Source organism: Nostoc sp. ChiSLP03a (genome assembly GCF_034531215.2).
Taxonomy (GTDB): Bacteria; Cyanobacteriota; Cyanobacteriia; order Cyanobacteriales; family Nostocaceae; genus Nostoc.
Window position 1 is genome coordinate 15,067 of sequence record NZ_JAVRBQ020000192.1, and the last position, 26,220, is coordinate 41,286.

At 42.8% G+C, this 26,220-nt stretch carries 15 protein-coding genes; 14 read left to right on the forward strand and 1 reads right to left on the reverse strand.

The window, feature by feature from the left end; translation table 11 throughout:
* Positions 1–406: 406 nt before the first annotated feature.
* The 7 genes from RMY32_RS31920 (at position 407) to RMY32_RS31950 (ending at position 10,335) form a co-directional block, all read left to right on the forward strand.
* On the forward strand, positions 407–1,561 hold the full coding sequence (locus tag RMY32_RS31920) for an L-histidine N(alpha)-methyltransferase (RefSeq protein WP_322703785.1): 1,155 nt from the start codon (positions 407–409) through the stop codon (positions 1,559–1,561).
* A gap of 14 nt (positions 1,562–1,575) precedes the next feature.
* Positions 1,576–2,181 (forward strand): hypothetical protein, encoded by a 606-nt coding sequence (locus RMY32_RS31925; RefSeq protein WP_409884499.1) that lies wholly within the window; start codon positions 1,576–1,578, stop codon positions 2,179–2,181.
* 84 nt (positions 2,182–2,265) lie between these two features.
* On the forward strand, positions 2,266–5,973 hold the full coding sequence (gene bchH / locus RMY32_RS31930) for a magnesium chelatase subunit H (RefSeq protein ID WP_322710061.1): 3,708 nt from the start codon (positions 2,266–2,268) through the stop codon (positions 5,971–5,973).
* A gap of 536 nt (positions 5,974–6,509) precedes the next feature.
* A complete protein-coding gene (locus RMY32_RS31935; RefSeq protein WP_322710062.1) occupies positions 6,510–6,932 on the forward strand; it encodes a hypothetical protein in 423 nt (140 codons plus the stop codon).
* 349 nt (positions 6,933–7,281) lie between these two features.
* Positions 7,282–8,883: an NACHT domain-containing protein gene (locus tag RMY32_RS31940; protein ID WP_409884502.1), complete on the forward strand. Its 1,602-nt coding sequence runs from the start codon at positions 7,282–7,284 to the stop codon at positions 8,881–8,883.
* A gap of 30 nt (positions 8,884–8,913) precedes the next feature.
* Complete coding sequence (locus RMY32_RS31945) at positions 8,914–9,171, forward strand: HEAT repeat domain-containing protein (RefSeq protein WP_409884506.1); 258 nt, start codon at positions 8,914–8,916, stop codon at positions 9,169–9,171.
* A 30-nt stretch (positions 9,172–9,201) separates the two neighbouring features.
* A complete protein-coding gene (locus RMY32_RS31950) occupies positions 9,202–10,335 on the forward strand; it encodes a HEAT repeat domain-containing protein (protein ID WP_322710078.1) in 1,134 nt (377 codons plus the stop codon).
* 354 nt (positions 10,336–10,689) lie between these two features.
* Here the strand turns inward: RMY32_RS31950 and RMY32_RS31955 are convergent, their stop codons facing one another.
* Complete coding sequence (locus tag RMY32_RS31955; protein ID WP_322710065.1) at positions 10,690–11,373, reverse strand: Uma2 family endonuclease; 684 nt, start codon at positions 11,371–11,373, stop codon at positions 10,690–10,692.
* Positions 11,374–11,923: 550 nt separating this feature from the next.
* Here RMY32_RS31955 and RMY32_RS31960 point away from each other — a divergent pair.
* From RMY32_RS31960 to RMY32_RS31990, 7 genes are all read left to right on the forward strand, one after another.
* Positions 11,924–18,541, forward strand: coding sequence for a HAMP domain-containing protein (locus tag RMY32_RS31960; RefSeq protein ID WP_322710067.1), 6,618 nt, complete (start codon positions 11,924–11,926; stop codon positions 18,539–18,541).
* Between the two features lie 57 nt (positions 18,542–18,598).
* On the forward strand, positions 18,599–19,339 hold the full coding sequence (locus RMY32_RS31965) for a cytochrome c biogenesis protein CcdA (protein WP_322674274.1): 741 nt from the start codon (positions 18,599–18,601) through the stop codon (positions 19,337–19,339).
* 31 nt (positions 19,340–19,370) lie between these two features.
* Positions 19,371–20,771, forward strand: coding sequence for a cytochrome c biogenesis protein (locus RMY32_RS31970; protein WP_322710069.1), 1,401 nt, complete (start codon positions 19,371–19,373; stop codon positions 20,769–20,771).
* 215 nt (positions 20,772–20,986) lie between these two features.
* Positions 20,987–22,066, forward strand: coding sequence for a phosphate ABC transporter substrate-binding protein PstS (gene pstS, locus RMY32_RS31975; RefSeq protein WP_322710071.1), 1,080 nt, complete (start codon positions 20,987–20,989; stop codon positions 22,064–22,066).
* Positions 22,067–22,484: 418 nt separating this feature from the next.
* Entirely contained in the window at positions 22,485–23,081 is a 597-nt protein-coding gene (locus tag RMY32_RS31980) for a hypothetical protein (protein WP_322710073.1), read from the forward strand.
* Between the two features lie 292 nt (positions 23,082–23,373).
* The gene (locus RMY32_RS31985) at positions 23,374–24,408 is read left to right on the forward strand and encodes a filamentous hemagglutinin N-terminal domain-containing protein (RefSeq protein WP_322710074.1); all 1,035 of its coding nucleotides are present in this window, start codon (positions 23,374–23,376) and stop codon (positions 24,406–24,408) included.
* Entirely contained in the window at positions 24,405–26,114 is a 1,710-nt protein-coding gene (locus RMY32_RS31990) for a hypothetical protein (RefSeq protein WP_322710076.1), read from the forward strand. The genes RMY32_RS31985 and RMY32_RS31990 overlap by 4 nt, the downstream gene beginning before the upstream one ends.
* The last annotated feature ends 106 nt before the right edge of the window (positions 26,115–26,220 follow it).

Below are 26,220 nucleotides of genomic sequence, written 5' to 3' on the forward strand. Positions count from 1 at the left end.
ACCTGAGCAGTAACTTTGATTTGGTAAAATCCATTAATTACAAGCTATATTGTAACCAAAAACACAACTATTATAAATTATCAATATCGAGAATAACCAGTAAAATTTTGCAATAAATTGAAATCTAGTAATTGCCTCCATTATTTAGATAATAACGCTTTGTAAAACTGGAAAGCCATGACAAAAGTACTTAGTTAAGATGCCCAAATCCCGAAACCGAACGCACCCCCTGATGTGAACCTGGGTTTATAAGGCCGTAAACCCTTGACAGACTCTACCCTTGGCTTCTTGTTAACCCTGAGCAGCTTAACACATAATGCTTTACAGTATTAATGAATACGCGATCGCTTCTAGACACACCTGTACGAGATTTATCAAATAAACTGCTCAAGAAACGAGGCTCAATATGGGATCTTTAAATTTTGTGAAGCTACTGGAGAATTCCATCAATGAACCCGGCTTAGGGTGGACTCTTTGTTTCATAGGGGAAGATCAATCTAGCAAACTTGCAGAACTCACGCAAGAATTGAGAGGGGAATTTTCTGCAACAGGCGATGGAAAAGAGATTTTATCTGGTTTTTCCTATTGGGGAATCGGCCCAACCATCGCTTGGGATCGTGCTTGCAACGATCGCTTCTATCTTGTAATGAAAGAGAGTATAGAATCTTTTAGATATCGATGGCATCAAATTCATTTCAATAATATCAAAGATCGGCAATATCATTATGTAAGTTTAGGTGTCGGCACCGGTGAGAAAGACCAACACATTTTAAGTTTATTGTTCAACGTAAATCCCGATCTCCTCTATTTTCCAGTTGATATGAGTTCGGAAATGTTAAGACTAGGTGTGCAACAGGCAACGAGAGGATCGCAATTGCAAGGTAGCCATGTATTGCCAATTCAAGTTGACTTCTCAATTGAGAGAAATGTTGACGAGTTACGAAAACTACTAGATAGAGTTATCAATAACAGTCCTGTGCTATTTTCGCTCCTGGGGAACACATTAGCTAACTTTCAGCAAGACACAGAACTTTTGCAAACTATTTCTAAACTAATGCGGCCTGAAGATAGACTACTCCTAGAAGTAGCGACCACCGAAGAATTAAGCGAAGAAGCGGCACAAAATGCTGCAAAAGAATACGCAAAAACTAAATCGTTTAAAGAGTTTGTCACCAGCGCGTTGCTGCAAAATACTGATTTACATATCGACTTAAATAGTGTGTTTTTTGAAGGTACTGTAGAAGCTGATAGAGGAATTTTAATAAAAATCCTGTATCGCAATCTAACTGAAAACAAAATTGAAGTAATGTTACCCGATCGGTCAGTAATGAATTTTGAAGACCAAGATACGATTCGTTTATATCTGACTCGGAAATATGCTTCTAATGGCATCCAAAAAACTATATCAGACTGCAACCTGGTGCTTGTTGATAGGCTACACACAGTATTGGAACCGCGTTTAAAAAATGGATTTGGCATGGATTTAATCTTAATTGCCCCTGACTCTTCAGGAATTAACAAGAATCCTTCTGTAGCAAATGATATATGGTCTAAAAGGTAAGATGTGATATGAGTATGAAAAACCTAGTGAGTTTTATCACGTTTTTCCCTCTACTTCTGGGATTTATTTTAGCTGCCGTCTGGTGGACTAAAGATGAAAAAAATTTGGAACCAATACTAACAGGTCTGGGATTATTAGCCACAATTACCGGGATTTTTGGCGAACGATGGGCATCAGCTAACGAAAAGAGGATAGAATTTCTGCGTGCCTTACTGAATGAGTGCAGATCGAATGACGTAATTTTATCTGACGAACGATTTAATCCAAACTCACACAGACCAGGACGACCGATAGTTTTTCCGCGATTAATTATATCAGTTACCGAAACAGCGATCGCATCTAATGTGTTTGCAGAACGTCAAGATAGAGAGTTATTTTCGCTTATACATCAATGGCGACATACTGCCAATGAGTTTAACCGGAGATTAGATATTACCGAGTTGCGTACATTTACAAACTTGTCAGCACAAGAAATTCGTTTGCTATACGAAGCGCTACAGCAGTCAAAAGAGTTCAATGATGCGCTGAATTTGACTCAACATATTACAACTTTTTTGCAATCAAAATGTCCTAAAGGTAGTAGTGATAGTGAAGTCCTCATCCCTTCAAGGAACTACTGACCGGAATCTGTGGATAGATATTTAATAATCAGCCTGAAAGCACGTTTAAAATTTAAGTAAAGAAATATTTCGTAGCTTACAGGCATGAAACGCATCGTCTTGGTTGCTGGGTTTGAATCATTCAACGCTGACTTGTACAGAAAAGCAGCCTTTTTGGCTAACTCTCGCTGTCCTGAGTTGGATATTCGGGTATTTAGCGATCGCGATCTTACAACCAAACGCGCCGAGGTAGAAACAGCACTCGATGGCGCTGATGTGTTTTTCGGTAGCCTCCTATTTGATTATGACCAAGTTGTGTGGTTGCGCGATCGCATTTCTCAAATTCCCATCCGTCTAGTTTTCGAGTCAGCCTTGGAATTGATAAGTTTAACCAAGGTGGGTGATTTTGCCATTGGCGACAAACCCAAAGGAATGCCCAAACCAGTTAAATTTATCCTCGACAAATTTAGCAATGGACGAGAAGAAGACAAACTTGCTGGTTACATCAGCTTCTTAAAAATTGGCCCCAAACTACTGAAATACGTGCCAGTGCAAAAAGTCCAAGACTTACGCAACTGGTTAATTATCTATGGTTACTGGAATGCTGGCGGCCCAGAAAACGTCGCTTCATTATTCTGGACACTGGCAGAAAAATACTTAGATTTAAAAGTCGGCGACATTCCCCCGCTAATTGAAACCCCTAATATCGGATTACTCCACCCCGATTATCCAGGGTTTTTTGAATCGCCAAAAGCATATCTAGAATGGTATGAGAAGATCCCCCCTAGCCCCCCTTACAAAGGGGGGAATATTAGCCCCCCTTTTCAAGGGGGGTTGGGGGGATCTAAAGCTACAAAACCAGTTGTCGGAATTCTCCTCTACCGAAAACACGTCATCACCAAACAACCCTACATTCCCCAACTGATTCGCAGTTTTGAATCAGCTGGTTTAACTCCTTTGCCCATCTTCATCAACGGCGTAGAAGGACATGTGGCGGTACGAGATTTGATGACAACCGACTATGAAATTCAGCAACGACAACTAGGTAATATAGAAACTCCCTCATTATCAAGTGAAGCAGTAAAAGTGGATGCGATCGTTTCTACAATTGGCTTTCCTCTGGTGGGTGGCCCGGCTGGTTCAATGGAAGCTGGCCGTCAAATAGAAGTAGCAAAACGCATCCTCACTGCCAAGAATGTACCTTATATTGTTGCTGCACCACTATTAATTCAAGATATTCACTCATGGACGCGCCAAGGTATCGGCGGATTGCAAAGTGTCGTATTGTACGCGTTACCAGAATTAGATGGCGCTATTGATACCGTTCCCCTTGGTGGTTTGGTGGGTGAAAATATTTATCTGGTTCCCGAACGGGTGGAGCGATTAATTGGTAGGGTAAAAACTTGGGTGGCTTTGCGGCAAAAACCTGCATCGGAACGCAAAATTGCCATTATATTATATGGCTTCCCACCAGGTTATGGTGCTGTGGGCACAGCTGCATTATTAAATGTGCCGCGTAGTTTGCTGAAGTTTCTCCACGCACTCAAAGAACAAGGTTATAGCGTGGGAGATTTACCAGAAGATGGCGAAGAATTAATTCGCTGGGTGAAAGAAGCGGATGAATCTTTTGATGATACAAAAATCCCTGCGTCTGTCAATGTTCGCACTCTCGAAAAATGGTTGGGATATCTGCAAACTTCCCGCATCGAAAAACAATGGAAATCTCTCACGGGAACTGGTATTAAAACTTATGGTGAAGAATTCCAAATTGGCGGTGTGCAATTAGGCAATGTGTGGATAGGTGTACAACCACCATTAGGGATACAAGGCGACCCGATGCGCTTAATGTTTGAACGAGATTTAACGCCTCATCCGCAATATGCTGCTTATTATAAATGGCTGCAAAATGAGTTTGAAGCTGATGCTATAGTTCACTTTGGAATGCATGGGACGGTGGAATGGTTGCCTGGTTCTCCGTTGGGTAATACTGGTTATTCTTGGTCGGATATTCTGTTAGGAAATTTGCCTAATCTATATATATATGCGGCGAATAATCCGTCTGAATCGATGTTGGCAAAACGTCGCGGTTATGGTGTGTTGATTTCTCATAATGTACCACCTTATGGACGTGCAGGTTTGTATAAGGAATTGGTGGCGTTACGCGATTTGATTGCAGAGTATCGGGAAGATGCGCAAAAGAATTATGTTTTGAAGGAAGGGATTTGTAAAAAAATTGTAGACTCTGGTTTAGATGCCGATTGTCCGTTTGAGGATGCGAAAAAGTTGGGACTTGCGTTTACTCCTGAGAATGTACGGATGTTTAGCAATCATGCTTTTGATGATTATTTGGTGGAGTTGTATAAATATTTGCAGGTTTTAGAAAATCGGTTGTTTTCTTCTGGGTTGCATACTTTGGGGGAAGCACCGAATGAAGAGGAATTGGCTTCTTATTTGGAGGCATATTTTGGGGAGGAGGAAGGAAAAAACAAAGAAAGAGAAGAAGAGGAAAAACTAATAAAAGATTTGTTGATGCAATCTACGGATGAGTTAACGAATTTGTTAAGGGGGTTGAATGGGGAGTATATTCCGCCTGCGCCTGGTGGGGATTTGTTAAGGGATGGGGCTGGTGTGTTACCGACTGGGAGGAATATTCATGCTTTAGATCCTTATCGGATGCCTTCACCTGCGGCATATGAACGGGGACGAGAAATTGCTCAAAAAATTATCGCCCAGCATTTGGATGAACATGGGAAATATCCAGAAACAGTGGCGGTGATGTTATGGGGATTGGATGCGATTAAAACTAAGGGTGAATCTTTGGGGATTCTGTTGGAATTGGTGGGGGCTGAACCTGTTAAGGAAGGAACTGGTAGAGTTGTGCGTTATGAGTTGAAGCCGTTGGCGGAGGTTGGACATCCCCGCATTGATGTGTTGGGTAATTTGTCTGGGATTTTCCGAGATAGTTTTGTCAATATCATCGAATTGTTGGATGATTTATTTCAACGGGCGGCTGATGCTGATGAAGCCGAAGATCGGAATTTTATTAGGAAACACGCTTTAGCTTTAAAAACCCAAGGTGTGGAAAATGCCTCGGCGAGATTGTTTTCTAATCCGGCGGGTGATTTTGGTTCTTTGGTAAACGATAAAGTAGTTGATGGTAACTGGGAATCTGGCGAGGAGTTAGGCAATACTTGGCAAAGTCGCAACGTATTTAGCTACGGGAGAGAAGATAAAGGTCAAGCTAGACCGGAAGTTTTGAATACGTTGTTAAAAACTAGCGATCGCATTGTTCAAGAAATCGATTCGGTAGAATATGGTTTAACTGATATTCAAGAATATTACGCCAATACTGGCGGTTTGAAAAAGGCAGCAGAAAAACAAGGCGGGAAGAAGGTGACAACTAGCTTTGTAGAAAGTTTCTCCAAGGATACTACACCGCGCAAGTTAGATGATTTACTCAGAATGGAGTACCGTACTAAGTTGGTAAATCCCAAATGGGCGCAAGCAATGGCGAATCAAGGTTCTGGTGGTGCGTTTGAAATTTCCCAACGGATGACGGCGTTGATTGGTTGGGGTGGTACTGCTGATTTTAGCGATGATTGGGTTTATGACCAAGCGGCTGATACTTATGCGTTAGACGCAGAGATGGCGGATAAATTACGCAAGGCAAATCCTGAAGCTTTTCGCAATATTTTAGGGAGAATGTTAGAAGCGCATGGGCGGGGTTTCTGGGAAGCTGATGGTGATAAGTTAGATAAATTGCGCCAGTTGTATGAGTTAACGGATGAAGAGTTGGAAGGTGTGACAGTTTAGAAGGTAGATGCGTTAAAAGTTCAAATAAAAATTATTGTAGAGACGGCGATTTATCGCGTCTTTGCTTAATCAAACCGTATTGAAAGCGATGTCTACGACGGGCTACGCCTACGCTATTACGCTTGAAGCTGTAAAAATTTAAACCTTTGCAGCTAAGATTACTTCATGTATAAGAAAGGCTTAAGTTTTTCTGGCAAATGTATAAGCCCTTGCTGGAAAGGCTTAATACTTTGCAACAAATGCTTTTCCATGTATAAGAAAGGCTTAAGTTTTTCTTGCAAATGTATAAGTAGTTGCTGCAATTGTTTAATGCTGTGCAACAAATGTTTTTCCATGTATAAGAAAGGCTTAAATCATTGCAGCAATTGTTGTAACGAAATTATGACTCTATTTAATACCGGAAATGTAACATAGTCTAAGTGAAATTAACTAAATTTTGAGAAATGTAATTGCAACTGATTTGCGATATTTTCCCATGACAATTAAAAACTTTTTGGTATAAAACAGTACTAATTACTTAGGAGCAGAGATGTATTATGGCACGTCGTAAAAGAAATTCCACCGCTTTAGAACGAGCCGATCGCCGGATTGAAAGTTTGCAATCTATTAATGTAAAACTTGACTTTGGTGAAGGATTGACTATACAAGCTTACACCACGACAATTAACGATCTCCGGTCTAAGCTTGCTGCCTACAACACTGCATTATCTACCATTGACAAACTTACAGATGACGTGAATAACGCCGAAAAGGTTGTAATAGCGATGTCAGAAAAAATGTTATTAGGAGTTGGCAGCCGTTACGGTAAAACCAGCCGAGAATACGAGATGGCGGGTGGTGCTAGACGAGGTAATACCAAGAAGAAGCGAAGCGTACTAGACAATTCCAAAGTCACCAATTCTTTAACAGCCGATTCTGTGAAGCTTTCTTCTGCAAATGGATCTATGAATCGGGTGTAGGGTGCGATCGTCAGTTGAGTAAAATCCAATAGAGTTTAGTTATACGTTAAATTGACGCTTATGGGCACTGCCCATTAGTGTCAACTTAAGCTAGAAATAGCTTATCTGTTAGCTTCCTCACCCGCCTGGGAATCAATTCCCAGGCTAACAGCTAAAGTCTACTAAAGTAGACTAAATATTTTTGAGTATATTTAGTCATCTTCAGATGACTTTTGCTATTAGCAAGGAACTTCAGTTCCTTGCGGGATATCAATTTTACCTTTGTAGGACGGACACCATACAAAAGATTGAGCGTTTGATTGTGTAGTATATAAAAGAGCGCTTAAAAGTCCTCGGTCAATTGACTACTATGGTTGCAGACCACAGCATAGATTTTCAAACGTATCTAGAATCTCTGAGCGAGGATGACACATATAGAGAATGGCAAGATTTATACACGCCAACTGATGCCATAGACCGTCAAAGACTTGAACCCAAAAAATCGCGCAGACGCTTAGATTTGAGTTTGATGGTGCAAACAGTACCACAGCAACCAGAAGGTGAAGCACCAGACAGAGAAAAAATTGAACGGTTGAATATCCTCGAAGGGTTACGGAAGTATGCACCCGTCCATGTGTTGCTAGTAGGAAGACCGGGTTCAGGCAAATCTACAGCTTTAGAACGTTTGTTGTGGGAAGAAGCGGAAAAGTGCAGGGGAGCAGCACTTCGGCTCATTTCGGCTACGCTCAATGACCAACGCTCAGTGACCGAGGAGCAGAGAAGCAGAGGAGAAGCAGAAAAGCTGACAAGGATTCCCGTGCTAGTGGAGTTAAGGCGCTACAAAACTTCAGTGCTGGATTTAATTCAGGACTTTTTGACTCGCTATCAGTTACACCTCAACAGCGAAGAGATTGAAAATCTACTGTTTACAGGGCGATTTTTGTTACTTGTAGACGGTTTGAATGAATTACCCAACGACGAAGCTAGGCGAGATTTAGACGGATTTCGGCACAAATACCGCCAAGTCACGCCGATGATTTTTACTACGCGGTATTTGGGGGTGGGTGGTGATTTAGGTATTGAAAAAAAACTGGAAATGCAACCCCTCACAGAAGTACAGATGCAGCATTTTGTCCGCGCCTATTCGCCAGAAGTGGGTGATGAAATGCTGCGACAGTTGGCTGGACGCTTGCGAGAATTGGGGGAAACGCCGCTGTTATTGTGGATGCTGTGTGAAGTATTCAATGATGCTAAACAGATTCCTACTAGTTTAGGTGCGCTGTTTCGTTGGTTCTCTGGAGAGTATCACAAACTCAAGGGAGATGTACCAATTGCTGAAGGGTTACGTAACTGGCAATCTGATTTATTGCAGCATCTAGCATTTGTCATGATGCAAGGCGATAATTCGACTGAGTTGCGATTAACTATTTCTAAACAGCTAGCGAGGAATGTTTTAGCGACATTTTTACAGAACAAAGTAGCTTTTAGTGAGAATTGTGCAAGAGACTGGCTAGAAGATTTGCTCAAGTATCACTTAATTCAATTGCGAACAGACGACCAGATTGAATTTCGCCACCAGTTGATTCAAGAATACTACGCCGCAGAATTTATACTCTTACAGCTTAACAAGATTGGTGATGAAAAGCTGAAAAAAGATTATCTGAATTATTTGAAGTGGACAGAACCCGTAGCTTTGATGTTGGGGTTGATGGATGATGAAGAGCAGGCTTTACGAGTAGTGAAGTTAGCCTTAGATGTGGATTTAAAGTTAGGGGCAAGGTTGGCAGGAGAGGTAAAGCGGGAGTATCAGAAAGAAACAGTAGATTTAATTTTAAAGTTAGATATTCATAAATTACTGAAAGTTGAGTTTTGGGGTATCACTCACTCAGAAGATGCCATTACTTTTTTAAGTAATTTGTTGCAGGATAAAGATTCCTTTGTTCGTGGTAGAGCCGCAGATGTATTAGGATAAATCGGCAATAAAGCAGCGATATTTGCCTTAATTCAAGCTTTGCAAGATGAAGATTACGATGTTCTTAGGAGAGCTGCAAATGCGTTAGGAAAAATCGACAATAAAGCAGCGGTATCTGCCTTAATTCAAGCTTCTTTGCAGAACAAAGATTCCTTGCTTCGTTGGAGAGCCGTAGATGCGTTAGCGTTAGGAAAAATTGGCAATGAAGTAGCGGTATCTGCCTTAATTAAAGCTTTGCAGGATGAAGATTCTGATGTTCAGAGTAGAGCCGCATATGCGTTAGGATAAATCGGCAATGAAGCAGCGGTATCTCCCTTAATTAAAGCTTTGCAGGATGAAGATTCTGATGTTCAGAGTAGAGCTGCATACGCGTTAGGAGAAATCGGCAATGAAGCAGCGGTATCTCCCTTAATTAAAGCTTTGCAGGATGAAGATTCTGATGTTTGTGGGAGTGCCGCAGATGCGTTAGGAAAAATCGGCAATGAAGCAGCGGTATCTGCCTTAATTAAAGCTTTGCAGCATAAAGATTCTGGTGTTTGTGAGAGTGCCGCAGATGCGTTAGGAAAAATCGGCAATGAAGCAGCGGTATCTCCCTTAATTAAAGCTTTGCAGCACAAAGATTCCTTTGTTCGTTGGAGAGCCGTAGATGCGTTAGGAAAAATCGGCAATGAAGCAGCGGTATCTGCCTTAATTAAAGCTTTGCAGCATGAAGATTCTGATGTTCGTGGGAGTGCCGCAGATGCGTTAGGAAAAATCGCCAATAAAGCAGCAGTGTCTCCCTTAATTAAAGTTTTGCAGCATAAAGATTTTAATGGTCATAAGAGTGCCGCAGATACCTTAAAAGAAATTGCTGGCTCTGAAGTGTTGCATCATCTCTGGGAGTTACAATTAAAAACTCCATCATGGTATCGAAGCAATGCAATTTCTAAAATTCAAGAGCGGTGCAAATTTTATAACCATGAAATTTATTATTCTGTCTTAAATGAGGAAACAAACAACGCCGATCCTTTAACTAGTGTTCTAAGCAAACTTGATAAAACACTCATAACTATGTCAGAAATTCCTAAAAATGATTTCACAGGTGCTACCTTTGGCAACATCGTAGGCAGTGTTACAGGAAATATCCACGGTGATAACATTGGCACTCAAAACAATTACCCGTCTACAGAAGATATTGCTAATTTAGAAACTGTGCTTCAGCAGTTGCTTGAGAAAATAGAGCAGGATAAACCGACTGTAATCGATGCTCAACCTATTATTGCTCAAGCTGTTGAGAGTCATCCAGTACTTAAAAATAGGCAAGCAATTGAGCAAGTTATCAAAAATAATCCAATCCTCAAAGTACGTTTGCAAAGAGCAGTGACAGCAGCAGGTATTGAGACTGTAAAGATTTTATTTGCTCCTGCTGGTATTGCGATTGAAGCGATTAGGGCTTGGAATGAAGATAGCTAGATGTGCCTTCTTAGCTCCACTTTATCCAAAATTAAGAACTTGGTTTTCTTTATTCGGCAAAAACCCTGGCTTTTTGGCAAATACTTTTTCTTTATCACAGATTATCGCTCAAGTCCAAAAACTAAAACTAGCTTTATACAAGGGTTTCATGGCTAGGTTTTGGGTTTTGTAAAAATTGATAAAGTCGAGCTTAGAGAATGTTTGAAAAGTCCTTTTGTCGGTATCAAAAGTTCTAGATCCCCCTAAATCCCCCTTCAAAAGGGGGACTTTGATTCCGGTTCCCCCCTTTTTAAGGGGGGTTAGGGGGGATCAGTTAAGTGCAAAGATACAGCTAACCACTTTTAAAACAACTTTCTATTTCTGCAACTGCTGCACAAACGCATCATGTTCCGGTGACTTCAACCCCGCTTGCACCACCTCCAACACCCGCACCATCTGATTGTTTAACAGCGCCTCCACCGCCAACCACAAACCCGGAAACACCCCAGAGCGAATAATTCCATCTGCACCGGGAGATAGCAATCGATAGTCGCCGTCAATTAGGCAAAACCATTCAATTTTATTCTCGTAAGATTGCCAAATTACGTACTCCAACACCCCATTACGGCGATAAACTTGCTTTTTGCTGCCAGTATCAATTGCAACGCTACTCGCAGCAATTTCAACAATCAATTCGGGAGATCCCTCAATGTAACCGTCGCTGCTTAAACGGGTTTGTCCGCCTGCGTCTGGTTCAATAAACAACGCTGCATCTGGCTGGGGTTCATTGTCTAAATCTAGTCTGACTGTTGCGGCATTACTCAAATCAACGCCGGGAGTAAATGATTGATAGACTCCTAACCAAGTTATCACCCGACTGTGAGGTTTACCGTGTAGCTCGTGTCTTACAGGAGATGCGATGTAAACGATTCCTTCAATCAGTTCTGCTTTCTTGATATGGGGTGCAGCCGCATAACGCCGTTCAAATTCAGGGCGAGTTAGGCGATCGCCACTTTCAAGCGGAGGCAGATGTCTCTGGGCTGAGTATTCTCTAACCATTTGCCAATCCTTGGAGTTGCCGGATATTTTTGACTTTAGCAAACCTCAGTTATCAGTTAGAATTTATTGATTTGCTGTTTTCCTCAAATTCCAAAAATCATAAAACGTACTGTTAATTGTCATAGTGTATTAGACCTCTTGCAAAAGTCATTTTTGCATTCTCGTGGGTAAAGGGGAAAGGTTAAAGGTTAAAGGTTTTTTGTTATTCCTTTGCCCCTTACCCTTTACCCTTTTCCCGACTTATGCCAAGAAGTCTGTTCTACGTGCGATCGCTTACTCGCTCAAGTTAGGCATCGCCGACAATTAATGCTGCATAACAGATTCCAACTAGCTATCATTAGCTAAGTGGTATGCCAGATATATCGACGGCAATACCATTTAGTTAGCAGTCTTTCTTAACTGCTTACACTCGCACCCATAAAAATTAGTTCGATCCACTTTTTATTCCCTGCTCTCTATTGTGATACGCATTGGCTAAAAGTACTCTAAATAAGTACGAAGTGCAAAAAATATAAAAAATTCCTCAAGATTCAAGATTAAGGATACGGCTATGGCAACCGAACAGTTAACTAGAGACAGCGACAATCTAGATTTAAATCAGCTACTAAGAACGCTGAATGCTGTTAAACAGGGTGACTTCTCTGCTCGGATGCCCATAGATCATACTGGTGTGGCGGGGAAAATAGCTGATACGCTCAATGATATTATTAACCAGAATGAGCGGATGGCGGCCGAACTACAACGGATTGGTAACGTTGTTGGCAAAGAAGGAAAAATTGCTGAACGTGCCTCTCTCGGAGATGTTCGTGGTTCTTGGTCAGATTGCGTTACTTCTGTCAATACTCTAATTACAGATTTAGTTCAACCAACAGCTGAAACTACGCGGGTAATTCGCTCAGTTGCTAATGGTGACTTATCGCAAACGATCGCTACAGAAATTGATGGCCGACCTCTGCAAGGTGAGTTTCTCCAAACTGCGAATATCGTTAACACAATGGTAGATCGTCTCGGTTCTTTTGCCTCGGAAGTAACGCGGGTGGCGCGTGAGGTGGGAACCGAAGGAAAATTAGGCGTTCAAGCCGAAGTGCAAGGTGTAGCTGGCACTTGGAAAGATTTGACTGATAACGTTAACTTGATGGCGGGTAATCTCACCGCACAAGTTCGCAACATTGCCGAAGTTGCCACTGCGATCGCCAATGGTGACTTATCGAAAAAAATCACTGTCAATGTTAAAGGCGAAATTCTGGAACTCAAAAACACCGTCAACACGATGGTGGATCAGCTTAATTCTTTTGCATCGGAAGTAACGCGGGTGGCGCGTGAGGTGGGAACTGAAGGTAAATTGGGCGTGCAAGCCGAGGTTAAAGGAGTAGCAGGAACTTGGAAGGATTTAACTGACAATGTTAACTTGATGGCAGGAAATTTGACTGCCCAAGTGCGTAACATTGCGGAAGTAACAACGGCGGTAGCGAATGGCGACTTATCCAAGAAAATTACTGTTGATGTCAAAGGCGAAATTTTAGAGTTGAAAAACACCGTCAACATCATGGTGGATCAACTAAATTCCTTTGCATCGGAAGTAACAAGAGTTGCGCGTGAAGTGGGTGCAGAAGGAAAATTAGGCGGTCAAGCAGAAGTCCGGGGGGTAGCGGGTACGTGGAAAGACTTGACCGATAGTGTGAATTTCATGGCGGGAAGCTTGACGGCACAAGTGCGGAATATTGCGGAAGTGACCACGGCGGTAGCAAATGGCGATTTATCCAAGAAAATCACTGTGGATGTCAAAGGCGAAATTCTGGAGTTGAAAAACACCATTAATACAATGGTGGATCAACTAAATTCCTTTGCATCAGAAGTAACAAGAGTGGCGCGTGAAGTGGGAACTGAAGGGAAGTTAGGCGTACAAGCAGAAGTGCGGGGAGTTGCAGGGACTTGGAAAGATTTAACTGATAACGTTAACTTAATGGCGGGTAATCTCACCGGACAGGTGCGAAATATTGCCGAAGTTGCCACTGCGATCGCCAATGGCGATTTATCGAAGAAAATCACCGTCGATGTTAAAGGTGAAATTCTGGAACTCAAAAACACCATCAATATCATGGTAGATCAACTCAGTTCCTTTGCAAGTGAAGTAACACGAGTTGCGCGTGAGGTGGGAAGTGAAGGTAAATTGGGCGTGCAAGCCGATGTGCGCGGTGTCGCGGGTACTTGGAAAGATTTAACCGACAGCGTAAACTTCATGGCGGGAAGTTTAACGGCACAGGTGCGAAATATTGCCGAAGTGACTACGGCGGTTGCAACCGGCGATTTATCCAAGAAAATCACTGTCGATGTCAAAGGTGAAATTCTGGAACTCAAAAACACCATTAACACAATGGTGGATCAACTGAATTCCTTTGCATCAGAAGTAACGAGGGTTGCGCGTGAAGTGGGAAGCGAGGGGAAACTGGGCGTGCAAGCAGAAGTGCGCGGCGTAGCTGGCACTTGGAAAGATTTAACCGACAGCGTGAATTTCATGGCGGGAAGCTTAACGGCGCAGGTGCGGAACATCGCGGAAGTGACAACGGCGGTTGCAACAGGCGACTTATCCAAGAAAATCACTGTTGATGTCAAAGGTGAAATTCTGGAGTTGAAAAATACCATTAATACAATGGTGGATCAACTCAGTTCTTTTGCAAGTGAAGTGACGCGAGTCGCCCGTGAGGTGGGAACTGAAGGTAAACTTGGCGTACAAGCGGAAGTGAAAGACGTTGCCGGAACTTGGAAAGATTTAACCGATAGCGTAAACTTCATGGCGGGAAGCTTGACGGCACAAGTGCGGAACATTGCCGAAGTGACAACTGCGATCGCCAATGGTGACTTATCGAAGAAAATTACTGTTGCCGTCAAAGGCGAAATTCTCGAACTCAAGAATACCATCAATATAATGGTGGATCAACTCAACTCCTTTGCCAGTGAAGTAACGCGGGTGGCGCGGGAAGTGGGAAGCGAAGGTAAACTAGGCGTACAAGCAGATGTGCGCGGCGTAGCTGGCACTTGGAAAGATTTAACCGACAGCGTAAACTTCATGGCGGGAAGTTTAACGGCACAGGTGCGAAATATTGCTACAGTCACCACGGCGGTGGCAAATGGCGACTTATCTAAAAAAATCTCCGTTGATGTCAAAGGTGAAATTTTGGAACTCAAAAACACCATTAACACAATGGTGGATCAACTCAATTCCTTTGCAAGTGAAGTGACGCGGGTGGCGCGGGAGGTAGGAACCGAGGGTAAATTGGGCGTACAAGCAGAAGTTAAAGGAGTGGCAGGTACTTGGAAAGACTTGACCGAAAGTGTAAACTTCATGGCGGGAAGCTTGACGGCACAGGTGCGGAACATTGCCGAAGTTACCACGGCGGTAGCAAACGGCGACTTATCCAAGAAAATCACCGTTGATGTCAAAGGTGAAATCCAGGAACTCAAAAACACCATTAATACAATGGTGGATCAGCTAAATTCTTTTGCATCAGAAGTAACAAGGGTTGCCCGTGAGGTGGGAACCGAAGGTAAATTGGGCGTGCAAGCTTACGTCAGAGGCGTTGCAGGCACTTGGAAAGATTTAACAGACAACGTTAACTCAATGGCGGGGAACCTCACCGGACAAGTTCGCAACATCGCCGAAGTTACCAAGGCGGTAGCAAATGGCGACTTATCTAAGAAAATTACCGTCGATGCCAGAGGCGAAATTTTAGACTTGAAGAACACCACCAATACAATGGTGGATCAACTCAGTTCCTTTGCAAGTGAAGTAACGCGGGTAGCGCGGGAAGTGGGAACTGAAGGGAAGTTAGGCGGACAAGCCCAAGTCCAAGGTGTTGCCGGGACTTGGAAGGATTTAACAGATAACGTGAACTCGATGGCGGGGAACTTAACGGCACAAGTGCGCGGTATCGCCAGAGTTGTAACCGCAGTTGCGAACGGTGACTTGAAACGGAAACTGATGTTAGATGCCAAAGGAGAAATCGAAACCTTGGCAGAGACAATCAACGAGATGATTGATACCCTAGCAACATTTGCCAATCAGGTAACTACAGTAGCGCGAGAAGTGGGAATTGAAGGGAAGTTAGGCGGACAAGCGAGAGTCCCTGGCGCGGCTGGAACTTGGAAAGATTTGACGGATAATGTGAACGAACTTGCTGCGACACTAACAACTCAGTTGCGAGCGATCGCCGAAGTTGCTACAGCTGTAACTAAAGGTGATTTAACTCGTTCAATTGCCGTCGAAGCACTAGGGGAAGTCGCAATCCTCAAAGACAACATCAACCAGATGATTGCTAATCTGCGCGAGACAACGCAGAAAAATACCGAACAAGACTGGTTGAAAACTAACCTCGCCAAATTTACCCGAATGCTGCAAGGGCAGCGAGATTTGGAAACCGTATCGAAACTAATTCTCTCAGAACTTGCACCCCTGGTAGGAGCGCAACACGGCGTATTCTTTTTGATGGAGTCTGCTGAACATACACCGTATTTGAAATTAATTAGTAGTTACGCTTACCGCGAACGCAGACATCTAGCTAACCGCTTCCACTTGGGTGAAGGTTTGGTGGGACAATGCGCTTTAGAAAAAGAGCGAATACTGTTGACGGAAGTACCCAGCGATTATGTCAGAATTGCCTCTGGGTTAGGAGAAGCCACGCCCCTGAATGCCGTGGTCTTACCTGTACTTTTTGAAGGACAAGTGACAGCAGTCATAGAATTAGCATCCTTCCGCCGCTTTAGCGAAATTCATCTGACATTCTTCGACCAGCTTACCGAAAGTATCGCGATCGTCCTCAACACGATCGCCGCATCGATGCGAACTGAAGAATTACTCAAGCAATCGCAATCTTTGGCTGAAGAACTCCAAACCCAGCAAAGCGAACTCAGGGAAACTAACAAGCGCTTAGAACAACAAGCCCAATCACTCAAAGCCTCTGAAGATTTACTCAAAGGACAGCAAGAAGAACTGCAACAAACCAACGCTGAGTTAGAAGAAAAGGCAGAGTTGTTGGCAATGCAAAAGAAAGAAGTCGAGCGCAAAAATCGGGAAATTGAACAAGCAAGACTTTCTTTGGAAGACAAAGCCGAACAACTCGCCCTTTCTTCAAAATACAAATCAGAATTTCTCGCCAATATGTCCCACGAACTGCGGACACCGTTGAACAGCTTGTTGATTTTGGCGAAATTGTTGTCAGATAACATCGATCGCAACCTCACCGCCAAACAAGTCGAATACAGCCAGACAATTTACTCAGCCGGGACTGATTTGCTGGCGTTAATCAATGACATTCTGGATCTGGCCAAAATTGAATCTGGAACTATGTCGATTGACATAACTCAAATGCCATTGACAGAATTGGGCGATCAGATTGAGCGCACCTTCCGACAAATCGCTCAGAGCAAAGGACTTGGTTTCACAATTGAATTGGCTCCCGAATTGCCCACAACCATCTATACAGATGTCAAACGCTTACAACAAGTCTTAAAAAATCTCCTCTCCAATGCTTTTAAATTTACAGAAAAAGGAGAAGTACGCTTACAGATTGCGGTGGCGAAGCAGGGATGGAGCAAAGACCAAGAAACATTGAATCGCGCTCAAAATGTCATCGCCTTCTCAGTTAGCGATACAGGCATTGGCATTGCTCCCGACAAGCAGAAAGTTATTTTCGAGGCATTTCAGCAAGCCGATGGCTCTACCAGTCGGAGATATGGCGGTACCGGATTGGGCTTATCAATTAGCCGTGAAATCGCCCGTCTCTTTGGCGGCGAAATTAAACTAATCAGTCACCCCGGTCAAGGCAGCACCTTTACATTCTACTTCCCCCAATTAAGTCCAGAGTTCCGAGTTTTGAGTCCTGAGCCAACATCAAAACCACTCCCCACTCCCCACTCCCCACTCCTCACTCCTCACTCAGCACTCAGCACTCAGCACTCAGCACTCCTAAATGACGATCGCACTACTATCGGCGTAGACGATCGCGTGTTACTAATTGTTGAGGATGACGTTAATTTTGCGCGTATCCTGCTAGAGATGGCACAACAGCAAGGATTCAAGGCGATCGCTGCCCAAACAGGCACTACAGGTTTGATGCTAGCGCAGCAATTCTTACCTTCAGCCATTTTGCTAGATATCAGGTTGCCAGAAATGGATGGTTGGACGGTATTAGATCGTCTCAAGCATGACCCAAATACCCGCCACATTCCTGTACATATCATGACCGTTGAGGAAGGAAGACAACGCGGTTTGCAATTAGGTGCGATCGCATATCTGCAAAAGCCCTTAACCAGCGAGACAATATCCGAGGCGTTGACCAAAATTAAAGGTTTTGTGGAGCGCCAAGTGAAAAATTTGCTAGTAGTCGAAGACGACGACACTCAACGGCTGAGTATTGTTGAGTTGATTGGTAACAGCGATGTTTCTACCACAGCAGTGGGTACTGGTGCAGCAGCTTTAGAAGCTATTCGCGCCCAGCATTTTGATTGCCTCGTTCTCGATTTAGGGCTACCCGATATGACTGGGTTTGAACTGATCGAGCAAATAAAGCTTCTACCTCACGGTAAAACTTTACCAATTATTGTCTACACAGGTAGAGAAATTAGCAAAGCTCAAGAAACGGAACTCAGACGAATTGCCGAAACAATCATCATTAAAGATGTGCGATCGCCCGAACGTCTCCTCGATGAAACAGCATTATTTTTACACCGAGTCCAAGCAAATTTACCAGCACCCAAACGAGAAATACTCGAACAACTGCATTCTATAGACTACTTACTCGCTGGCAAAAAAGCGCTAATTGTAGACGACGATATGCGGAATATCTTTGCGCTGACAAGTATGCTGGAGCGCTATCAAATCCAGGTTTTATACGCTGAAAACGGCAGAGAGGGGATTACCCTGTTGGAAACTACACCAGATATTGATGTTGTTTTGATGGACGTAATGATGCCAGAAATGGACGGTTACGAAACAACACGCTTAATCCGCCAAAACGAGCAATTTAAATCTTTGCCGATTATTGCACTGACCGCTAAAGCCATGCAAGGCGATCGCGAGAAGTGTATTGAAGCGGGCGCATCAGATTACATCACCAAACCCGTAGATACTGAACAATTGCTGTCGCTATTGCGTGTTTGGCTATATCGTTAACGGAATAACTAAGCTACAATTCAAGCAGAGTAAGCATTTCCCGCTCAGAGACTCCCCATGTTTGATAACCTGCAAACCCAAATTTACCAACTAGAACAATTTGCCAACAGCCTTGTTTCTAACCAACTGACACACCTTAGCGGGGTAAGCGTTGGCATCATCTTTGTTGCTGGCTTGCTTACCAGTCTTACACCCTGTATGCTTTCGATGCTGCCAATTACCATTGGTTACATTGGTGGTTATGAAGCTAAAAGCCGCTTGCAAGCAGCTGCCCAATCAACTTGGTTTGCTTTAGGTTTAGCAACTACACTCGCAGGGCTAGGGATAATAGCAGGTTTAGTTGGAAAAGTCTACGGTCAAGTGGGAATTGGTTTGCCGATTATCGTCAGCATTATCGCCATTCTCATGGGGCTGAACTTATTAGAAGCACTGCCTCTACAATTTCCATCCTTGAATGAAACCAATTGGATTTCGCCAGACTTGCCAGCAGGATTGCGTTCTTATTTGCTGGGGCTGACTTTCGGTTTAGTCGCATCTCCTTGTAGCACGCCTGTTTTAGCGAGCTTGTTAAGTTGGATTGCTAGTACACAAGACTTAATTTTAGGCGCTGTTTTGCTACTTTCTTATACAGCCGGTTATGTAGCACCGTTGATTTTGGCGGGTACTTTTACAGCTTCAATTAAAAAATTACTAGAATTGCGTCGCTGGTCTGGCTGGATTAACCCAGTTAGTGGGGCACTATTGGTAGGATTCGGTGTATTTTCCTTAATTTCTCGGATTCCCCTTGGCAGTTTTTAATATCAATACGTTGTATTAGATTTTATACCTAATGACTTTAGAAGATTCAGCGTCCAAAGAAATAAAATGGTGGGCATTACCTGGGCAGTTCTTACGCCAAGAGCTTTTGCCCGTACTGACTAACTTAAAATTAGCGATCGCACTACTGCTATTGATTGCCATCTTTAGCTCTACTGGTACTGTTATTGAGCAAGGTCAATCACCCGCATTTTACCAAGCCAATTACCCAGAACATCCAGCTTTATTTGGTTTCTTAACTTGGAAAGTAATTCAAGTAGTTGGATTAGACCACGTATATCGAACTTGGTGGTTTCTAGCATTACTCATCTTATTTGGCACTAGCTTAACTGCTTGTTCATTTACTCGTCAGTTACCAGCCTTAAAAGCTGCCCAGCGCTGGAAATATTACGAAGAACCACGACAATTTCAAAAATTAGCTTTAAGTGCAGAACTAGATACTGGTTCCCTAAATTCCCTCAGCGAAATCTTACAAAAACACCGCTATAAAATTTTTCCAAATCCAGAAAAAGCAAATCTTCTTTACGCCCGCAAAGGAATAGTCGGACGCATCGGCCCAATTATTGTTCATATTGGGATCGTTGCTATTTTGCTAGGGGGAATTTGGGGGGCGATGACTGGGTTTTTGGCTCAGGAAATGGTTGCTAGTGGCGATACATTTCAAGTGACAAATATTGTCGATGCTGGGCCTTTAGCCGCAGCGCAAGTCCCGAAAGATTGGTCTGTGCGCGTCAATCGTTTTTGGATTGACTACACTCCATCTGGTGGCATCGATCAATTTTATTCGGATATGTCTGTCTTGAATAATCAGGGAGAGGAAGTTGACCATAAGAAGATTTTTGTCAACGAGCCTCTACGCTATCATGGCATAACTTTTTATCAAACTGATTGGGGAATTGCAGGTGTTCGCGTCCAATTTAACAACAGCCCGATTTTTCAGCTGCCAATGGCGCAATTGAACACCAACGGTAACGGACGCATTTGGGGAACCTGGGTTCCGACTAAACCAGATTTGAGCGAGGGTGTCTCTTTGTTAGCGAAAGACTTGCAAGGGATGGTATTAATTTATGATGCCACTGGCAAACTTGTTGATACAGTTCGCGCGGGGATGTTCACCGAAGTTAATGGCGTGAAGCTGAAAATTTTGGATGTTATTGGTAGCACTGGCTTACAAATTAAAGCCGATCCAGGCATCCCAATTGTTTACACAGGGTTTGGTTTGCTCATGCTGGGTGTGGTGATGAGTTACTTTTCACACTCGCAAATTTGGGCATTGCAAAAAGGCGATCGCTTATATATTGGTGGCAAAACTAATCGCGCCCAAGTTGCTTTTGAACAAGAAGTTTTAGAGATTTTAGATCGGCTGAGTTCACAGCCAAAAGGTGAAGAGAAAGAGACAGCGATTGAAGTTTAAACACAAAAAGGCGCATTCGCATTAGCGTTCGCGCAGCGTCTCTTAAAGAAGGAAATCGCAGAGGAACGCAGACGCAGAAGATTACTTTGCGTACCTTTGCGTTAACCTTTGCGTCCCTTTGCGTTTCAAAATTATTTACAACTAATTACACCCACACGCCTACAAACATTGAAATTACTAGAGGTATTTATTAAACATTGGAACAAAAAATTTCTATGTCTGCCAAACTTCAATCTCAGGGACGGGTTTGCCTTCTACCTTTAATCACTATCTTGTTGAGTATTGCTTCTTGCACTGCCGAGCAAAAAAACATCAAGCGTGTTTCCCTTGTTGGTACTGGAGCAAGTTTTCCCGCACCTTTGTATGAGCGTTGGCTTTCAGATTACAACCAGCAAAATCCCAATATAGAAATTAACTATCAAGCTATCGGAAGCAGTGCTGGAGTGCAACAGCTCATCGACGGCACTGTAGATTTTGCAGCTAGTGATGTGGGAATTACAAGGGAACAAGCAGCCAAGGTAAAACGGGGAGTCATTGCTTTGCCAATAACTGCCGGTTCTATTGTGTTAGCTTATAACCTGACACCATCTATAGGGCAGTCGCCTCAAGTGAATGTGCCACCCACTCTCAGGCTACCACGCCAAGTTTACGTAGATATCTTTCTCGGAAAAATTAAGAATTGGAATCATCCTAGAATAGGTGCAGCTAATCCAGGTGTAAGTTTGCCCGATTTACCAATTCAAGTTGTAAACCGAACTGATGGTAGTGGAACTACAAGCGTATTCACGCAACACCTAAGCGCCATAAGTGCAGAATGGAAAAGCAAAATTGGGGCTGGTAAATCTGTAGCATGGCGAGTAGGAATTGGTGGAAAGGGTAACGAAGGTGTTACCGCCCTGATTCAACAGATACCAGGAGCTATTGGCTATGTAGAATACATTTATGCCAAACAAAATAAACTTCCTGTGGCTGCTTTAGAAAATAAATCTGGTAATTATATTACGCCGACACCAGAATCTGTAGCACAAACTTTAGAAGCAGTAAAATTACCAGGTGATAATTTGATTGCTTTTATCACCGATCCTACAGGTACCCAGTCTTATCCCATCGTCACTTACAGCTGGCTTTTAACTTATCACCAATATCCAAATCGAGTCAAAGCTCAAGCACTAAAAAACTTTGTAAATTGGGCTGTGATTGACGGGCAAAAATCCAGTTTGGAACTTGGATATATTCCTTTATCAAAAAAAGTTGTGCTGCAAGTGCAATCTGCCGTAAAGAAAATTGCTGAATAAATATAGCAGTTCTCCTTTGGATGCAACATAGACTAAATGGTTGAAAAAGAGGCAAGGGAACAAGGAGCAGGGGAGATAGTTCAGATATTGCGTTTAGTTATAAACTTTGTAAAGAATAAGAAATTTTTTAGCAACCCAATAATCATTGCAGTTTTATTATGAAATAGGAAACAGCTAATAACTTTATTCCTAGTTGACTGAAGTTTAGTGCTGTTATTTGGTGGAGGGTACAATGTCCGGTGATTTGGATTTTGCTCCTTAGAGTGCTTTGGCTAGGAATTGTGCGCTTGCTCAATTGACTCCAGATAGCACTTTTTCTAATATTTCTAAACTTCTAACTTCATGAAAGTAACTGCCAGACTCCGATCAAATAGTATTTTTTCATTAATATTCCCATTATTATCTGGAGGCTATTGCTATGTTCAATGAACAAGCTTACTTGCTAGCATACCCTGATGTAGCAGCGGCTGTTAATGCTAGCTCTTTTACCTCAGGATTACAACAGTATGAACAGTTTGGACAATTTGAGAACGATCGCTTTGGCTTTTTTTTTGGAACCAACGGGAATGACACCGTAACTGGCTTTGGTGAAGGTAACAAACTCATTGCTGGACTTGGTTTTGACGTTTTATCAAATGGAGCAACAGTTGCAGGAGTCGGTCAGATTGATACCCTAATTGGCACCCAAGCACAAGATGTATTCCTCCTTGGCCATCCTACATTGTCTTCATTAACCTCCACGCCTCAACAATTTTACGTTGGTGGCGGTAATACAGATTATGCTCTAATCCAGAACTTTGAGCCAGGCATTGACAAGATTGTGCTAGAAGGAGCAGCACAGAACTACACCACTCAAGTAATAAACGGAAGTTTAAACATCTCTACATTATCGGGAGACTTAGTTGGTATTGTGGAGGGGGTTACTTTTTTAAGACAGGTTCCGGGTGATTTTATTGACATTACACAATTCAACATTCCATTTAATGCTATTGGACAGTTTTCTGTTTTTTTGTAATGCAATGTACGACTTCCTTTGCGGCGAGATTGTCAAACTGTAACAGTTTTTAAGTATTACAATGCTCTTCGCTTCCTCCAATACCGAAGCAAAGCCAGCTTAACACAACAAGGTTGGGCGGCGTGTGCCTAATCGCACAATGACTTCCAGGATGGAGTAACACGAACCATCGCATCACGATTATTCTTAACATATCATGAGTAATTCAGCAGTGTTAGCTCCTCATTTATCCTTAGTGCTAATCATCTGTAGTTCACTAGGTGTTGTTGCTTTATGGAGTTAAGTTTACTGAATGTTTATTAGCTGGAAAGATTGGAACTGGTTGTTGGCGTTAGGGAGTTTGTTAATTATTGATGGTGCAATCTCAGCCTCTATCAATTGTGCTCTTGCCCAACCCATAGCTGATGATACCTTAGCTAAAAATTCTATTGTTAAACCTAGTATCATTCCGTTAAACAAAGATGTATCTAGTATTTTGATCGATGGCGGAGTCCGTAGAGGAGCTAATCTTTTGCATAGTTTTAAGGAATTTAATATTGGAGAAAAAGAAGGAGTCTATTTCATTAATCCTATGGGCATTAAGAACATTTTGAGTCGAGTTACAGGAGATAAAGGCTCTGAAATTCTAGGAACTCTGGGAGTATTGGGAAATGCTAACCTGTTTTTGATTAATCCCAATGGGATCATCTTTGGGCCAAATGCCAGCCTGAGTCTCAACGGTTCGTTTGTAGGAACAACAGCAAATGCCATCGGGTTGGCTAATGGTGACATTTTCAGTGCAAATCCGGTTAAAAACCTGCCAACCGGACTGTTGAATGTAAATCCTTCTGCATTTTTTTTCAATCAAATTGCTGCCCCAATTCAAAATAACTCAGCTAACCTAAAGGTCAAAAATAATCGTAGTTTGCTGCTAATGGGTGGCAACGTGAGAATAGATGGTGGCTCCTTGAATGCCTTTGGTGGGCGAGTGGAGTTAGGAGGATTAGCACAAGAGGGGACAGTTGATCTCAATATCAGTGATGATAATTTCAGCTTAAATTTTCCGGCTCACATAGCGCCAGCAGATGTGTCGCTCACCAATGGTGCTGAAGTTAATGTCGCCTCTAACGGTGGCGGTAGTATTGCTATCCACGCTCAGAATATAGATATTTTAGACAGAAGTAGCCTGCGTGCTGGCATCAGCCTACTTGCAGGTATCGATGACGCTCAAGCAGGAGATATTATGCTTAGTGCAAAAGGAGCATTAACGGTAAAAATAGCTTTGTTTACAATGCTGTTTTTGATAGGGGGAATGGCGGTGATTTACTTGTTGACACAGGAAAATTGATTATTCAAGATGGAATAGTAGCGACTGCTACTACTTCTAGTGGTAGTGCTGGGAATCTAGTTGTGAAAGCCTCTGACTCAATAGAACTAACTGGCAGTTCCTCATCAAACGGTACAATTGACATCAATGTTCCGATTAATTCCGCCGATAATTCTTCCAATTTTCCTGTTCCAATTGGCTTGTTTTCCGCTTCCTTGGATGTCAAGAATCTTCTTGCCCAGAATCTTCGTAATGCTCCTCCTTATTTAAAAAATTTTATAATTTCTTCTCTACCTACTGCAAGTGGAAATGCCGGAAACCTGACCATTGAAACTGGGCGGTTAATTGTCTCTAATGGGGCAGTAATATCGGCAGGGAGTACTACCCCAGGGCGAGCCGGAAATTTATTCGTGAACGTAAAAGACTCTATAGAACTTAATGGCACCTCAGCTAATGATGCTCCCCAAGGACTAGGACTGTTCACCATAGGCGATAGAGTTCCCAGTGGATTGCGTAATGAAACTACAGGTTTGGGGCCAGGAGGCGACTTAACTATTAATACTGAAAGATTAATTGTCCGTGATGGGGCTTGGGTGACAGCAGGTACTGGTGGAGAGAAGCCAGGAGGAAAATTAACTGTGAATGCTTCAAAGTTAGTAGAAATAAAAGGCATCGGCAGAGACAATAACGTTCCTAGCGTCTTAGCTAGTGGAACACAGGGGTCTGGAAAATCGGGCGGCATGGCTATTACTACTAAAAAGTTAATAGTCAGTGATGGGGGAATCATCTCATCGGGTACTTCTAGCTTGGGAAAAGGCGGAGATTTAACTATCAACGCCTCCGAATCTGTAGAACTCCTCGGCACCTCAAAGCAAGGAGTGTCCGCCGATGTCTTAGAGCAACTAATTGGAATTAGTGGAGGCTTAGTCTCTAACGTCGTAAAGGATGGTCCGTTTCCTAGTGGCATAATTACAGGGACTACAGGTCAAGGAAATGCTGGAAACTTGGTAATTAAGACTGGACAGTTGTTTATCCAAGATGGGGCACAAGCATCAGTTTCAACAACCAGTGTAGAGAAAGGGAATGCGGGTTCCTTGACTGTTAATGCCACTTCTATAAAACTGAGTGGAACTTCACTTGAAGGCTCCAACCTCAACGATGTTGTGGGTCGGAGCCTGTTAACGACTGCTACCAGCAAAGACTCAACAGGAAAAGGCGGCGATATTAATTTATACACCAATTTCTTAGAAATCACTGATGGTGCTGCACTGACAGCTAGTACTTCAGGGCAAGGAGATGCAGGTAAAAAAACTGTCAATGCTACTGATAAAGTAATAATTAGTGGTAGTGATTTTAATTATGATGACCTAGTTAATAACTTTAGCGATCGGGTAGAAAATATCGGCTTTAGCAGTGGCTTATTTGTCAGTTCTACTGGTTCAGGAACCGCAGGCGACATCGAAATCAACTCACCTAAAATTATTTTAGACAACCAAGGTAAACTCAACGCCGAATCTGCATCCGGTAACGGCGGTAACATCAACATCAATAGCGACTTACTTTTACTCCGTCGCAACAGTCAAATCTCCACCAACGCAGGTACAGACAAATTAGGTGGCAATGGCGGTAACATCATTATCAATAACCTCCCAAATTACCGAGGCTTTATCGTTGCAGTTCCCAACGAAAATAGCGATATAGCAACCGCCAAGGCGGTTAAGCCATAAACTGGAAGTAGACCTTGATGAAAGCTCCAGTAGAACCTCTGGGAAACTGATGCCCAAACCTTATAGTTATGACCTCCGGCAAAAAGTGATCCAAGCAATCTTGCTT

What these genes read in the sequence shown, in the direction of transcription:
- RMY32_RS31920 (WP_322703785.1), top strand. Translation starts at nt 407, where the DNA reads ATGGGATCTTTAAATTTTGTGAAGCTACTGGAGAATTCCATCAATGAA.
- RMY32_RS31925 (WP_409884499.1), top strand. Translation starts at nt 1,576, where the DNA reads ATGAAAAACCTAGTGAGTTTTATCACGTTTTTCCCTCTACTTCTGGGA.
- bchH (WP_322710061.1), top strand. Translation starts at nt 2,266, where the DNA reads ATGAAACGCATCGTCTTGGTTGCTGGGTTTGAATCATTCAACGCTGAC.
- RMY32_RS31935 (WP_322710062.1), top strand. Translation starts at nt 6,510, where the DNA reads ATGGCACGTCGTAAAAGAAATTCCACCGCTTTAGAACGAGCCGATCGC.
- RMY32_RS31940 (WP_409884502.1), top strand. Translation starts at nt 7,282, where the DNA reads ATGGTTGCAGACCACAGCATAGATTTTCAAACGTATCTAGAATCTCTG.
- RMY32_RS31955 (WP_322710065.1), bottom strand. Translation starts at nt 11,373, where the DNA reads ATGGTTAGAGAATACTCAGCCCAGAGACATCTGCCTCCGCTTGAAAGT.
- RMY32_RS31960 (WP_322710067.1), top strand. Translation starts at nt 11,924, where the DNA reads ATGGCAACCGAACAGTTAACTAGAGACAGCGACAATCTAGATTTAAAT.
- RMY32_RS31965 (WP_322674274.1), top strand. Translation starts at nt 18,599, where the DNA reads ATGTTTGATAACCTGCAAACCCAAATTTACCAACTAGAACAATTTGCC.
- RMY32_RS31970 (WP_322710069.1), top strand. Translation starts at nt 19,371, where the DNA reads ATGACTTTAGAAGATTCAGCGTCCAAAGAAATAAAATGGTGGGCATTA.
- pstS (WP_322710071.1), top strand. Translation starts at nt 20,987, where the DNA reads ATGTCTGCCAAACTTCAATCTCAGGGACGGGTTTGCCTTCTACCTTTA.
- RMY32_RS31980 (WP_322710073.1), top strand. Translation starts at nt 22,485, where the DNA reads ATGTTCAATGAACAAGCTTACTTGCTAGCATACCCTGATGTAGCAGCG.
- RMY32_RS31985 (WP_322710074.1), top strand. Translation starts at nt 23,374, where the DNA reads ATGTTTATTAGCTGGAAAGATTGGAACTGGTTGTTGGCGTTAGGGAGT.